The 14,032-nt window shown below is 69.8% G+C and carries 12 protein-coding genes; 2 read left to right on the forward strand and 10 right to left on the reverse strand.

The features are described from left to right. Nucleotides 1-47: 47 nt before the first annotated feature. On the forward strand, nt 48-1,325 hold the full coding sequence (locus tag ABZ876_RS02480) for an MFS transporter (RefSeq protein WP_361773077.1): 1,278 nt from the start codon (nt 48-50) through the stop codon (nt 1,323-1,325). Nucleotides 1,326-1,487: 162 nt separating this feature from the next. Then, the gene (locus tag ABZ876_RS02485; protein ID WP_361773080.1) at nt 1,488-2,495 is read left to right on the forward strand and encodes a sigma-70 family RNA polymerase sigma factor; all 1,008 of its coding nucleotides are present in this window, start codon (nt 1,488-1,490) and stop codon (nt 2,493-2,495) included. On the opposite strand, the gene ABZ876_RS02490 is transcribed toward ABZ876_RS02485, so the two are convergent. The 10 genes from ABZ876_RS02490 to ABZ876_RS02535 form a co-directional block, all read right to left on the reverse strand. Then, nucleotides 2,388-2,774: an STAS domain-containing protein gene (locus ABZ876_RS02490; protein ID WP_361773083.1), complete on the reverse strand. Its 387-nt coding sequence runs from the start codon at nt 2,772-2,774 to the stop codon at nt 2,388-2,390. The two genes, ABZ876_RS02485 and ABZ876_RS02490, sit on opposite strands and share 108 nt — an antisense overlap. Before the next feature lie 25 nt (nt 2,775-2,799). After that, on the reverse strand, nt 2,800-3,384 hold the full coding sequence (locus tag ABZ876_RS02495; RefSeq protein WP_361773086.1) for a Uma2 family endonuclease: 585 nt from the start codon (nt 3,382-3,384) through the stop codon (nt 2,800-2,802). 97 nt (nt 3,385-3,481) lie between these two features. After that, a complete protein-coding gene (locus ABZ876_RS02500; protein ID WP_361773897.1) occupies nt 3,482-4,765 on the reverse strand; it encodes a thymidine phosphorylase in 1,284 nt (427 codons plus the stop codon). 73 nt (nt 4,766-4,838) lie between these two features. Beyond that, nucleotides 4,839-5,240 (reverse strand): cytidine deaminase, encoded by a 402-nt coding sequence (locus tag ABZ876_RS02505; protein ID WP_361773089.1) that lies wholly within the window; start codon nt 5,238-5,240, stop codon nt 4,839-4,841. Further along, nucleotides 5,237-6,499 carry an ABC transporter permease gene (locus tag ABZ876_RS02510; protein WP_361773092.1) on the reverse strand — a complete coding sequence of 421 codons (1,263 nt, stop codon included), beginning with the start codon at nt 6,497-6,499 and terminating at the stop codon, nt 5,237-5,239. Before ABZ876_RS02510 ends, ABZ876_RS02505 begins: the two co-directional genes overlap by 4 nt. Beyond that, entirely contained in the window at nt 6,499-7,617 is a 1,119-nt protein-coding gene (locus ABZ876_RS02515) for an ABC transporter permease (protein ID WP_361773095.1), read from the reverse strand. Before ABZ876_RS02515 ends, ABZ876_RS02510 begins: the two co-directional genes overlap by 1 nt. Continuing rightward, nucleotides 7,614-9,296, reverse strand: a complete 1,683-nt coding sequence (locus tag ABZ876_RS02520) for an ABC transporter ATP-binding protein (protein ID WP_361773900.1) — start codon at nt 9,294-9,296, stop codon at nt 7,614-7,616. Before ABZ876_RS02520 ends, ABZ876_RS02515 begins: the two co-directional genes overlap by 4 nt. A 212-nt stretch (nt 9,297-9,508) precedes the next feature. Then, on the reverse strand, nt 9,509-10,558 hold the full coding sequence (locus ABZ876_RS02525) for a BMP family ABC transporter substrate-binding protein (RefSeq protein WP_361773098.1): 1,050 nt from the start codon (nt 10,556-10,558) through the stop codon (nt 9,509-9,511). A 513-nt stretch (nt 10,559-11,071) separates the two neighbouring features. Next, nucleotides 11,072-12,103, reverse strand: coding sequence for a BMP family ABC transporter substrate-binding protein (locus ABZ876_RS02530; RefSeq protein ID WP_361773101.1), 1,032 nt, complete (start codon nt 12,101-12,103; stop codon nt 11,072-11,074). Nucleotides 12,104-12,432: 329 nt separating this feature from the next. Continuing rightward, complete coding sequence (locus ABZ876_RS02535; RefSeq protein ID WP_361773104.1) at nt 12,433-13,668, reverse strand: amidohydrolase; 1,236 nt, start codon at nt 13,666-13,668, stop codon at nt 12,433-12,435. Nucleotides 13,669-14,032: the final 364 nt, after the last annotated feature.

Genomic DNA, 14,032 nt, shown 5'->3' on the forward strand with positions numbered 1-14,032 from the left:
TTTCTGTGCATTGGACGGATGAGGAGCGGGATCCGTACGTTCGAAGCATGCCCGCTGCTGATACCGCGGCGTCCACCACCGTGGGCGCCGACTCCGCGACCGCCCCCGCCCCCGTCTCCCGTCTGACCCCGGGCGGCCCCGGCTACCGCCGGATGAGCCTCGCCCTGTTTCTCGCCGGGGTCGCGACCTTCGCCCTCCTCTACTCCACGCAGGCCCTGCTGCCACTCGTCTCCCGCGACTTCGGGGTGACGGCGAGCGCGGCGAGCTGGACGGTGTCGGGCGCCACGGGCGGACTGGCGCTGTTCGTCCTCCCCATGAGCGCGCTGTCCGAGCGGTTCGGACGGCGGACGCTGATGACGACGTCGCTGGCCGTGGCGGTGACGGTCGGGCTGCTGGTCCCCTTCGCCCCGTCGCTCGGTGCGCTGATCGCGCTGCGCGCCCTCCAGGGCGCGGCACTGGCCGGGCTGCCCGCGTCGGCGACCGCGTACCTGGCCGAGGAGGTCACCCCCAGGGCCCTGATCACGGCTATCGGCCTGTTCGTGGCGGGCAACAGCGTGGGCGGGATGAGCGGCCGGGTCATCACCGGCTGGGTCGCGCAGGAATGGGGCTGGCGGGTCTCCGTCGGCACGATCGGGGTGATCGCGGTGGCGTGTGCGGTGGCCTTCCGGCTCCTGCTGCCGGTGCCGCGGCACTTCACGCCGGGGTCGCTGCGGCCGCGGGTGCTGGCCCGCACGGTCCGCGACCACCTGGCCGATCCGCTGCTGCGCCGGCTCTACGCGATCGGCGCGCTGTTCATGACGGTGTTCGGCGGCGTCTACACCGTGATCGGCTACCGCCTGACGGAGGAGCCGTTCGGGCTGCCGCAGGGCATCATCGGCTCGATCTTCCTGGTGTACCTGGTGGGCACGGTGTCGGCGTCGACGGCGGGGCGGCTGGTGCACCGGCTGGGCCGCCGCGGGGCGCTCTACATGGCGGCCGGCACCACGACGGCGGGCCTCCTCCTGTCCGTGGCGTCCTTGCTGCCGCTGGTCCTGCTGGGGCTGGTGCTGATCACGGCGGGCTTCTTCGCGGGCCACGCGGTGGCGTCGTCGGCGGTCAGTCACACGGCGAAGCGGGGCCGTGCCCAGGCGTCCGCGCTGTACCAGTCGTCGTACTACATCGGTTCCAGCACCGGCAGCACGGTCGGCGCGATGGCGTTCCACGCGGGCGGCTGGCCCGGGACGGTGGGCATGGGCGTACTGGCCGTTCTCGGCGTCGTGACGATCACCGTGTTCGGATCACGCGCGGCCCGCCTCGCCGCGCGAGGGGAGCCGGCGGCGGCGTAGACGCCGCGCCGCACAGGCGGCGGCCGCACCTTCGAGGTGGTGCCGGGCCCCCCGGCCTGCGGCTTTCTCCGCCGCGGGCCCCGTTGTCAGTGGGCTGCGATAGCTTCCGAAGTGCTGGGCGCGATGGCGCGCGACACGGACGGCCACTGGGGTGGGTGGACCATGGGTGACGGTACGGCGACGGTGGAGGACCTCGACGTCCGGCTGGAGAGGCACAGGACCGAGCTGACGGGATACTGCTACCGCATGCTCGGCTCGTCCTTCGAGGCCGAGGACGCGGTACAGGACACGATGGTCCGCGCCTGGCGGAGCTACGAGAGGTTCGAGGGCCGCTCCTCGCTCCGCTCCTGGCTGTACCGGATCGCGACGAACGTCTGCCTGGACATGCTGAGCGCGGGCAACAGGCGTGCCCGCCCGATGGACCTGACCGAGTCGACGCCCCTGGCCCAGGCCGCCCTCTGCCCGCGCCCGGACAGCACCTGGCTGGAGCCGATGCCTGACGCGCGCGTCCTGCCGACCACCGACGACCCGGCGGAGGCGGCGGTCGCCAAGGAGTCGGTCCGGCTGGCCTTCATGGCGGCCTTGCAGCAGCTGCCCGCCAAGCAGCGCGCGGTGCTCATCCTGCGCGAGGTGCTGGCCTGGCGGGCGAGCGAGGTCGCCGAGCTGCTCGACACCTCGGTCGCCTCGGTCAACAGCGCATTGCAGCGGGCGCGTGCGACGCTGGCGGAGCGGGCCGGCGAGGGCGCCGGCGCCGCCGTCGCGGACCCTCTGGACGCGGGGCAGCGGCAACTGCTGGAGCGCTATGTGGCGGCCTTCGAGGGGTACGACATGACGGCGCTGACGGCCCTGCTGCACGAGGACGCGGTGATGACGATGCCGCCGTTCGACCTGTGGCTGCGCGGTACGGCGGACATCACCGGTTTCATGACCACGCTCGGCTCCGCCTGCGCGGGTTCCCGCCTGGTGCCGGTCGCGGTCAACGGCCTGCCGGGCTTCGCCCAGTACAAGCCGGACCCGGACACCGGCGGCTTCACGGCCTGGGCGGTCCAGGTCCTGGAGACATCAGACGGCAGGATCTCCGGGTTCCACTGCTTCCTCGACACCAAGCGCTGGTTCCCGCTGTTCGGCCTGCCCCTCCAGCGCGATGGGGAGGCCGGTCAGATCGATTAGCGCGCGTAGGGCGGGCGCCGGATCGCGCAGCCGGATACGGCCCCCGGCCCGCCGGGCGGCCAGCTGCATCCGGGCCAGGGCGTCGACGGTCGTGAGTGCCGGTGGGCCCAGCCCGGACGCATCGCACACCACGACCTCGGCCCCGCCGGACACCAGCCGCGCCCGCACGTCCTCGCACAGCGCCGCCACCTCGTCCCGGCCGAGGGAGACGGGCAGGTACAGCACTGCTGGTGTTGTCGCGTCCACGTTCGGTAGACGACCGTGGCACGCGGAAGTCATCGGGCGGACGAGCGCGGCGGCGTGGCTAGTCGGCGGGGAACTGGCTGGTGTCGAGGGTGAGGTCGAAGGGTGCGGGCAGCGTGATGGTGTCGCCGAACTTGACGGCGGACAGAACTTGGTAGACGTCGCCCTTCGGCTCGCCGTACAGCGTCACCGTGGGAACGCCGGAGGCCCAGCGGTCGACGAGGAGATAGAGCGGGATGCCCGCGGTCGCGTACGCGGCGGGCTTGCTGACGCGGTCGTGGCGGGCGTTGGACCTGGAGGTCACCTCGACGACGAGTTCGGCCAGGGCGGCCGGGATGTGGGTGTCCGCTTCCGTGCACTCCGGCACCGGAGCCACCACAAGGTCCGGGATGAGCATGCCCAGACGCGAGGGGACGGCGATGGCCAGTGTCTGGTAGACGCCCCAGTCATCGGGAATCACAGAGTAAAGGCGACGCTGAATGCGTTCCGCGATGACATTGTGCCGGGACGCGGGAGCGGGTGACACGGTGACGACCCCTTCGATGATCTCCACCTTGCTGCCCTCGGGCCATTCCATCTCCTCCCAGAACCGAACGAGGTCGTCCCAGCTCTGATCGGGGTCCTGGCTCACGGTGAGTGCGCTCATGGCGGTGTCTCCCATCGGTGCGTCACCGATCCCAGCATGCCGAACGGGACCGGCGGCGGTCCACCGGTCCCGTTCACCCGAAAGGGGAAAGCCCAGGTCAGGCGATCCGTTCCAGCACCACCGGCGAGGCGCCGAAGTCCGTGCCCGGGGCCGCCACGTCGTACGAGCCCTCGACCGCCTGCAGCGCGTACTCGAAGCGCTCGGGGGTGTCCGTGTGCAGGGTCAGCAGCGGCTGGCCCTCGGTCACCGTGTCGCCCGGCTTGGCGTGCATCTCGATTCCCGCGGCGGCCTGCACCGGGTCCTCCTTGCGGGCGCGGCCCGCACCGAGGCGCCAGGCGGCGACGCCGATGCCGTAGGCGTCCAGGCGGGTCAGGACACCCGACGAGGGGGCCCTCACCACGTGCTGCTCCTTCGACGTCGGCAGCGACGCGTCCGGGTCGCCGCCCTGGGCCGCGATCATCCGGCGCCAGACATCCATGGCCGAGCCGTCGGCCAGCGCCTTCGCCGGGTCCGCATCCTTCACGCCCGCCGCGTCCAGCATTTCGCGGGCCAGGGCGATGGTCAGCTCCACCACGTCGGAGGGGCCGCCGCCCGCCAGGACCTCCACCGACTCGCGGACCTCGAGGGCGTTGCCCGCCGTCAGGCCCAGGGGCGTGGACATGTCCGTCAGCAGCGCCACCGTCTTCACGCCGTGGTCGGTGCCGAGACCCACCATCGTGGACGCCAGCTCCCGCGCGTCCTCGATCGTCTTCATGAAGGCGCCGGAGCCGACCTTCACGTCGAGGACCAGCGAGCCCGTGCCCTCCGCGATCTTCTTGGACATGATGGAGGAGGCGATCAGCGGGATCGCCTCGACGGTGCCCGTGACGTCGCGCAGCGCGTAGAGCTTCTTGTCGGCGGGTGCCAGGCCGTCGCCCGCCGCGCAGATCACCGCGCCCGTGGTGTCCAGGACGTGCAGCATCTCCTCGTTCGACAGCAGTGCGCGCCAGCCGGGGATCGACTCCAGCTTGTCCAGGGTGCCGCCGGTGTGGCCGAGGCCGCGGCCCGACAGCTGCGGGACCGCCGCCCCGCAGGCGGCGACCAGCGGCGCCAGCGGGAGGGTGATCTTGTCGCCGACGCCGCCGGTCGAGTGCTTGTCGGCCGTCGGACGGGACAGCGACGAGAAGTTCATCCGCTCGCCCGAGGCGATCATCGCCGCGGTCCAGCGGGCGATCTCACGGCGGTTCATGCCGTTGAGCAGGATTGCCATCGCGAGCGCGGACATCTGCTCGTCGGCGACCTCGCCCCGCGTGTATGCGTCGATGACCCAGTCGATCTGCTCGTCGCTCAGCTCACCGCGGTCCCGCTTGGTGCGGATGACGGAGATGGCGTCCATGGCCAGGGTTTCCTTCCGAAGGTCCGAAGGTGCGCGGCCCCCTGAGTCATGAAGGACGACTCGGGGGGCCGCGCGGGAGTTACTTGGTGAGATGGTCCGGGCCGAACGCCTGGGGCAGCATCTTTGACAGCGGCAGGATGCCCGCCGGGGTCTCCAGGAGCAGATCCGGGCCGCCGAACTCGTACAGCAGCTGGCGGCAGCGGCCGCACGGCACGAGGATCTCCCCGTTGCCGTCGACGCAGGTGAAGTGCGTCAGCCGGCCGCCCCCGGTGTTCTGGAGCTGGGAGACGAGTCCGCACTCCGCGCACAGGCCGAGGCCGTAGGAGGCGTTCTCGACATTACAGCCGGTGACGACGCGTCCGTCGTCGACCAGGGCCGCGACACCGACCGGGTAGCCCGAGTAGGGGGCGTACGCGCGGGCCATCGCCGCGCGCGCCTGCTCTCGCAGGGCCGCCCAGTCGACCGTGGCGGGCGGCGTCACTTGCCCTGTCCCTTCCGGTACGGCATGCCGTCCGCCTTCGGCATCCGCAGGCTCTGCGCCGACAGCGACAGCACCAGCAGGGTGACGATGTACGGGGTGGCGGTGACAAGCTGCGCGGGAACCTCGCTGGTGCTGGAGTACCAGACGAAGAGCAGCGCCCCGACCACGGCGGTGATCACCGCGGGGACGTACTTCTTCTTCCATGCGAGGTACGCCGCGCCGAGCACCACCAGGATGCCGAGCAGCAGGATCAGGGCGTGGACGTTGGTGGTGCCGCCGCGCAGGTTGAGGCTGTCGGTGTAGCCGAACAGGCCCGCGCCGAGGGCGAGTCCGCCCGGCATCCAGTTACCGAAGATCATCGCGGCGAGACCGATGTAGCCGCGGCCGGCTGTCTGGCCGTCCAGGTACACGTTGGACGCCACGATGGACAGGAACGCGCCGCCGAGGCCCGCGAACCCACCGGAGATGATCACGGCGATGTACTTGTACTTGTACACGTTGACGCCGAGGGACTCCGCCGCCACCGGGTTCTCGCCGCAGGAACGCAGCCGCAGGCCGAAGGCCGTGCGCCACAGCACCCACCACGAGACCGGGACCAGCGCGACCGCGATCACGGTGAGCGGGGACAGGTCGGTGACCAGACCGCCGATCAGGCCCGCGATGTCGGAGACCAGGAACCAGTGCTTGTGGTTCAGCGTGTCCAGCCAGCTCGACAGGCCGGGGATGTCGAAGGTGCCCAGCGAGTCGATCGGCGGGGACTGCTTGGAGGAGCCCTGCGGGGCGTTCTCGAAGGTGAACTTCGACAGGTAGCGGGTGGTGCCGAGGGCCAGGATGTTGATCGCCACACCGGAGACGATGTGGTTCACGTTGAAGGTCACGGTGGCGATGGCGTGCAGGAGGGCGCCGAGCGCACCACCGATGATGCCGAAGACGACACCGGTCCACGGGCCCCACTGGTAGCCGGCCCAGGCACCGAACCAGGTGCCGAGGATCATCATGCCCTCGAGGCCGATGTTGACGACGCCGGAGCGCTCGGCCCACAGGCCGCCGAGGCCCGCGAGACCGATCGGGACGGCCAGGCGCAGCGCCGTGGACATCTGGCCGGTCGAGGTGATGCCGTCCGCGCCGGTGATCAACCGGACGATCGAGGTGAGGGCCAGGACTCCGGCGATGATCAGCAGGAGTACCGGCAGTGACATACGGCGGCTGCCCCTGCCGGGCTGCTTCGCCTTGGGCTTGGCGATGGTCGCGGTGCTCATCAGGCCGCCACCTCCTTGTTGGTGTTCTGAGCGGCGGCGGCCAGCTCGGCGCCGACCCGGCTCTGCTGGCGGCGCAGACCCCACTGGCGGACGAACTCGTACGAGATGACGACCGCGAAGACGATCAGGCCCTGCATGATCGTGGCGATCTCCTTCTCGTACGCCACCGGGGTCGCGTAGTCGAGAGCGGGGGACGCCTTGTCCAGGAAGGCGATCAGCAGCGCCGCGAAGGCGATGCCGACCGGGTTGTTGCGGCCGAGCAGGGCGATGGTGATGCCGGTGAAGCCGAGGCCCGCCGGGAAGCTGAGGCTGTAGGTGTGGGCGTCGCCGAGCAGCAGCGGCAGGCCGGACAGGCCCGCGACCGCGCCGGAGATCAGCATCGCGGTGAGGACCATCTTCTTGGCGTTGACGCCGGAGGCCGCGGCGGCGGTCTCGGAGGCGCCGGTGGCGCGCAGGTCGAAGCCGAACCGGGTGCGGTTGAGGACGAGCCAGTACAGGACGCCCGCGACGACCGCGAGGAAGACCAGGCCGTAGATCTCGCCGACGTCGGGGCCCAGGTTGATGCCCGGGACCCATCCGGAGTTCTTCATGATGCCGGTCGTCATGTTGTTGCCGACCTGCACGCCCCACACGTTGGAGAGGGTGAGGTAGCCGATGAGGCTGGTGGCGATGGCGTTGAGCATGATCGTCGCGACGACCTCGCTCACCCCCCGGGTGGTCTTCAGGACACCCGCGATACCGGCCCAGAAGGCGCCGGTGAACATGGCGACCAGCATGAGCAGCGGGATCTGGAGGAAGGACGGCAGCGCGAGGTGCGCGCCGACGACGGCGGTCATCATCGCGGCGAGGCGGTACTGGCCGTCGACGCCGATGTTGAACAGGTTCATACGGAAGCCGATGGCCACCGCGAGCGCCGCCAGGTAGTACATCGACGCCTGGTTGACGATCAGCACCTGGACGTCGGAGAACGTCGCCTGCTCGATCATCAGGCGGTACGGCTCGAACGGGTTCTTGCCGGAGGCGATCAGCACGACCGAGGTGAGCACGATCGCCGAGACGAGCGCGATGACCGGACCGGCCACCGCGAGGAGCATCCGCTCCTTGTCGAACTTCTTCATCGGGCGTCGTCCTCCGGACCGGCGTCTGCGTCGCCTTCTGTGGCGTTTTCTACGTGTTCCAGGTGACCGGACGCGGCACCCGTCATGGCCGAGCCCAGTTCCTCCGGGGTGATGGTGGCGGGGTCGGCGTCGGCGACCAGCCGGCCGTTGTAGATCACCCGCAGGGTGTCGGAGAGGCCGATCAGCTCGTCCAGGTCGGCGGAGATCAGCAGAACGGCCAGGCCTTCGCGGCGGGCCGCGCGGATCTGGTCCCAGATCTGCGCCTGCGCGCCGACGTCCACGCCGCGGGTGGGGTGGGCGGCGATCAGGAACTTCGGGTTGTGGCTCATCTCGCGGCCGACGATCAGCTTCTGCTGGTTGCCGCCGGACAGGGAGGCGGCGGTGACGTCGATGCCGGGCGTGCGGACGTCGTACTCCTTGACGATCCGCCGGGTGTCGTCCTGGGCGCCCTTGGGGTCGAGCCAGAAGCCCTTGGCGTTGGGGCGCTCGGTGACGTGGCCGAGGATGCGGTTCTCCCACAGCGGGGCCTCGAGGAGCAGACCGTGGCGGTGGCGGTCCTCGGGAATGTAGCCGACACCCTGCTCGCGGCGCTTGCGGGTGGACCAGGCGGTGATGTCCTCGCCGAGGAAGGCGATGGAGCCGGAGTCGGCGTTCTTCAGGCCGATCAGCGCGTCGATCAGCTCGGTCTGGCCGTTGCCCTCGACACCGGCGATGCCCATGACCTCACCGGCGTGGATGGTGAAGGTGATGTCGTCGAGGACGCGGCGCACCCCCGTCGCACTCTCGGCGGTCTGCTCGGTGAGCAGGCCGGTGGAGGAGGGTTCGGCGAGGTCGCCGAGCGAGGGGCCGCCGCTCGCGTGCACGATGAGGCCCTTGACCTCGATCACCGGCCGGTCCGTCACGGTCGACTCGGCGGTCTCCGGCGTGGGCAGCTCGCTGCCCACCATCAGCTCGGCGAGCTGGCGGGGTGTCGTCTGGGAGGGAACGGCGGTGCCGACCGTCGTGCCGCGGCGGATGACGGTGATGTCGTCGGCGACCGACAGCACCTCGCCCAGCTTGTGGGAGATGAAGATGACGGACAGACCCTCGGACTTCAGCTCGCGCAGGTTGTCGAAGAGCGCGTCGACCTCCTGCGGGACGAGCACGGCGGTCGGCTCGTCGAGGATGAGGGTCTTGGCGCCGCGGTAGAGGACCTTGAGGATCTCGACGCGCTGGCGGTCGGCGACGCCGAGGTTCTCGACCAGGACGTCGGGGCGTACGCCGAGGCCGTACCGCTCGGAGATCTCCTTGATCTTCTTGCGGGCGCCGCTGCCGATGCCGTGGAGCTTCTCGCTGCCGAGGACCACGTTCTCGAGGACCGTGAGGTTGTCGGCGAGCATGAAGTGCTGGTGAACCATGCCGATGCCGCGCACGATGGCGTCGGCGGGGCTGTTGAAGGACACCTGCTCGCCGTCGACGGTGATCGTGCCCTCGTCCGGCTTCTGCATGCCGTAGAGGATCTTCATCAGCGTCGACTTGCCGGCACCGTTCTCGCCGACGAGGGCGTGCACGGTGCCCTTGCGGACCGTCAGGTGGATGTCGTGGTTGGCGACGACACCGGGGAATCGCTTGGTGATCCCCGCCAGCTCGACCGCGGTCGTCGACGGTGCGGTGAGCGGAGGGCTGCTGGACGCGTCGATGGCGCACTCTCCTTGGGAAAGGGGCCGCTCTACGCGCGTAGCGCCCCTGCTTTAAATAGTGCCCGGACCTGATCCCTGTCGATCCGTTCCGAGCATTCTGCCGCGCGAACGGGGCGCGAGTCGGTCTTCCTCCCCGCGCCCCGTTCCGCGACCGTAACGCTGCCACTACAGCGTTCTTTTGGCCATGCTTCCGGTCGGCCTGTGATCTCCGGTCAGGAGGTCTTGACCTTGATCGAGCCGTCCTTGATGCCCTGCTCGGCCTTCTTCAGAGCGGCCTGGAGGTCGGCGTTGTTCTTGAACACCGGGTTGGAGTCGGCGAGGCTGACGCCACCGTTGTCGAGGCTGCCGCGGATCTCGCCGGTCAGCGGCTTCTTGTCCTTGATGACGGACTTGGCGAGGTCGTACACCGCACCGGAGACGTTCTTGAGCGCCGAGGTGAGGATGTAGTCCTTGTACGACGCCAGAGCGCTCTGGCTGTACTGGTCGGAGTCGACGCCGATCGCCCACACCTTGTGCGTGGCGGCGGCCTTGATGACGCCCTGACCGGAGAGGCCGGCGGCGTGGTAGATCACGTCCGCACCGGCGTCGATCTGGCCGTTCGCGGCGTTCTCACCCTTGTCGGGACTGGAGAAGCCGCCCTCCTGGGGCGTCTGCGTCAGGAACTGCGACTCGACCTTGATCTTCGGGTTAACCGACTTGGCACCCTGGATGAAGCCCGCCTCGAACTTGTGGATCAGCGGGATGTTCACACCACCGATGAAGCCGATGTGGTTCTTCTTGGTGGTCTTGGCGGCGGTGACACCGGCGAGGTAGGAGGACTCCTCCTCGTGGAAGACCATGTCGGTGACGTTCTTCGCGTGGATCTCGTTGTCGTCGATGATGCCGAAGGTCACCTTCGGGAACTTCGCCGCGACCTCCTTGACGGCCGGCGCGTACACGAAGCCGACACCGATGACGGGGTTGTAACCCGCCTTGGCGAGCGTCTCCAGGCGCTGCACCTTGTCGGCGTCCGTCTCGCCGTCCTGCGGCTCGACGTCACGGCCGGTGACACCGAAGTCCTTCTCGGCCTTCTGGAAACCGGCGTACGCGGCGTCGTTGAAGGACTGGTCGCCCTTGCCGCCGATGTCGTACGCGAGGCCTACGCCCTTGGACTTGCCGCTGCCACCGGCAGACGACGTGGACGAGTTGCCACAGGCGGATACGGTGACTGCAAGGGCTGCGGTCGCAACCCCGGCAACGGCGATACGGGACACCCGGCGCATGGAACGTGACTCCTTTGTGCAAGCGCCCATACCAGGCGCTGGTTCCGCGGCAGCGTAACGCGCGTAGACCGGACGGAAAACCCCTTCTGTCCGGTCCGTTATCGAGATGTGGCCACTGACACAGGGCAGGTTACGGAGCGCGGTGCGGCGCTTGCGCGAGGCAAGGGTGCGGGGGATCACAGGGAGGGAAGGGGCTCCTGATGTGAAGGTGAGCTAGGAGAAAAAAGGGGGATTTGTGACCCCAGGTACGACCGTGCGACCGTGCGACCTCTGCACCGCGGACGGGCGGCCCCTCTCCGCGCGGCCACCGTCCTGTCTCCCAGCCTGCGCCTGCCGCGGGACCGCGGCACCCCGACCGACGTGAGGCCGGCATGGGGCCGATGCGGGGCCGATGCGGGGCCGGCGGGGGCGCTCAGCGCTCCGCCCCGCCGGACCGGAGCCGACGGGGCGGATTCACTCACGGCGTCCGTTACCGGCTACGGGGCACCCCGGTAGCCGGCCGGAACGGCGGCGTCACTGCGTGTTGACCGTGACCTTGCCGTCGATGATGTCCTGCTTGGCCTTGTCGACCGCCGCGACGACGTCCTTCAGGGCCTGGTACTTCGGGTTGGAGTCGGCGAAGCCGACGCCGCCCGACTTGAGGTCGCCGCGCTGCTCACCACTCAGCGGCTTGCCCTCGACGACCGACTTGGTCAGGTCGTACACCGCGCCTCCGACGTTCTTCAGGGCCGAGCCGAGGATGTTGTCCTTGTACTTGGCGAGGGCGCCCTGCTGGTACTGGTCGGAGTCGACGCCGATCGCCCACACCTTGTGCTCGGCGGCGGCCTGGATCACACCCTGGCCCGACAGACCCGCCGCCTGGTAGATCACGTCGGCACCCGCCTCGATCTGGCCGTTCGCCGCGTCCTTGCCCTTGTCGGGACTGGAGAAGCCGCCCTCCTGGGGCGTCTGCGTCAGGAACTGCGACTCGATCTTGATCTTCGGGTTGACCGACTTGGCACCCTGGGCGAAGCCCGCCCCGAACTTGTGGATCAGCGGGATGTCCACGCCGCCGATGAAGCCGATGTGGTTCTTCTTGGTCGCCTTCGCGGCGGCGACACCGGCCAGGTACGAGGACTGCTCCTCGTGGAAGACCAGGTCGGCGACGTTGCTCGCCTTGACCGTGTCGTCGTCGATGATGCCGAAGGTGATCTTCGGGTACTTGGCCGCGACCTCCTTGACGGCGGGCGCGTAGACGAAGCCGACTCCGATGATCGGGTTGTAGCCGGCCTTCGCGAGCTGCTCCAGGCGCTGCACCTTGTCCGCGCTGGACTCGCCGTCCTGCGGCTCGATGTCCCGGCCGCCGATCTTGAACTCCTTCTCGGCCTTCTCGAAACCGGCGAAGGCGGCGTCGTTGAAGGACTGGTCGCCCTTGCCGCCGATGTCGTAGGCCAGGCCTATGCCCTTGCCCGTGTAGCCGGACGAGCCCTTGTCCGAGCTGTTCGAGGCGTCGGTGCTGGACTTGCCGCACCCGGCGGCCGCGAGGGCGACGACCGCGACGGCCACCGCAGCTTGGGAGAACCTCGTCCTCCGAGAGATCAGACGCACAGCAAGCACCCCTTCATCCCCACGGCACCGTCACCGGTCCGTTTCCCCAATGCGCCGCCACCGCAGCGATTCGGCGCACAGTAACGCGCGTAGAAGGGGAGGGGAACGGGGTTTCTCGTGGCCGTTATCGATTCGTGCCGACACCGCGTTGCGTTTTCGCGCCGCCGGTTACAGAAGGGTCACGCAAGCTCACGAAAGGGGCGAACCGGGGCGCCCTTTCGGCCATCTGGGGCTGGGAGACCCGGCCCCGTCCGGCGCCCGGGCGCGTCCGTCCAGGCCTCGTCCGTCTAGGCCTCGTCCGTCTGGTCCTTCGCGTCCAGCAGCGCGGCCGCCGTGAACAGCTCCACTCCGACCGTGATCGCGTGCTCGTCCACGTCGAAGTCGCCCTGGTGGAGGTCGCGGACGGTCCGCTCGCCCGGGCGGCGGACGCCGAGGCGGGCCATGGCGCCGGGCACATGCTCCAGGTACCAGGAGAAGTCCTCGCCGCCGAGGCTCTGCTGCGTGTCCTGGACGGAGTGGACGCCGCGGCGTGCGGCCATCGCGTCGTGCAGGAGTTCCGTGACGGCCATGTCGTTGACCACGGGCGGCACTCCGCGCACGTAGTTGATCTCGGACTTCGCCTTGTACAGGTTCGCGATCTCGTCGATCGCCGCGTGGACGACGTCGGGTGCGTGCCGCCAGGTCTCGAGGTCCAGGCAGCGCACGGTCCCGGCCAGCTCGGCGTGTTGCGGGATGACGTTGCAGGCGTGGCCGGACTCGATGCGCCCCCAGGTGACCGAGAGCCCGCTGCGCGCGTCGACGCGGCGGGCGACCAGGGACGGCACATCGGTCGCGACACGCGAGACGGCCGTGATGAGGTCGGTGGTGAGGTGGGGGCGCGCGGTGTGGCCGCCCGCGCCGGCGAGCGTGACTTCCAGCCGGTCGCAGGCGGAGGTGATAGGGCCGTGCCGCAGTCCGATGTGCCCGGCGTCGACCCTCGGGTCGCAGTGCACGGCGATGATCCGTCCGACGCCGTCGAGCGCACCGGAGGCGATCGCGTCGGTGGCACCGCCCGGGAGGACCTCCTCGGCGGCCTGGAAGATCAGCCGCACCGGCCGCGGCAGCCTGCCCTGCCGGTGCAGGTCGGCGAGGACGAGCCCGGCCCCGAGGACGACCGTGGTGTGGACGTCGTGCCCGCAGGCGTGGGCGCGGTCGGGCACGGTGGACCGGTAGGCACAGTCGGTCTTGGTGTCGGGGATGGGGAGCGCGTCGATGTCGCCGCGCAGCGCCAGGATCGGGCGTACGCCGTCCGGTTCACCGATGTCGCAGACGAGCCCGGTGCCGGCGGGAAGCACGCGCGGCGCGAGTCCCGCCTCCTCCAGGCGGCCCTTGATCGCTGCGGTCGTGCGGAACTCCTGGTTGCCGAGTTCGGGGTGCATGTGAAGGTCGCGGCGGAAGGCCACGAGCTCGGCCCGCAGCAACTCGGACAGGGTGCCGGGGAGCACGCCGTCCCCGGAGTGATCGGCCTCGGACTCTCGGGACATCAAGTGGTTCACCCTTTGAAGGGTAGGGCGATCGGGCGGCCGTTCTCCCCACGATCAACAAAACTTCAGCCCGTCAGGGGAAGAAAAACTGGCCGCACGCCGCATAGCCGGCTGTGACGATGGGTACACTCACCCGTCTTTCCGGGCGACGGGATCCCTGAGGGCCGTGAGCGGGTCCGCCGGGGTGACGCGGAGCCGTCCCGGCGCACGCCGACGGCGCCCGGGGATCCCTGACCGGGACCGCTCTCGTGTCGGAGCGTCCCGCCGGGGTAACGCTCACGGGGCCCGATCCGTTCCCTCCCGTCACCGGTACCACGCCGTCTCCGTCCTTCCTCCCGGCACATCAGGCATACCGCCGGGCCGT

The organism is Streptomyces sp. NPDC046931, from assembly GCF_040644655.1.
GTDB lineage: Bacteria > Actinomycetota > Actinomycetes > Streptomycetales > Streptomycetaceae > Streptomyces.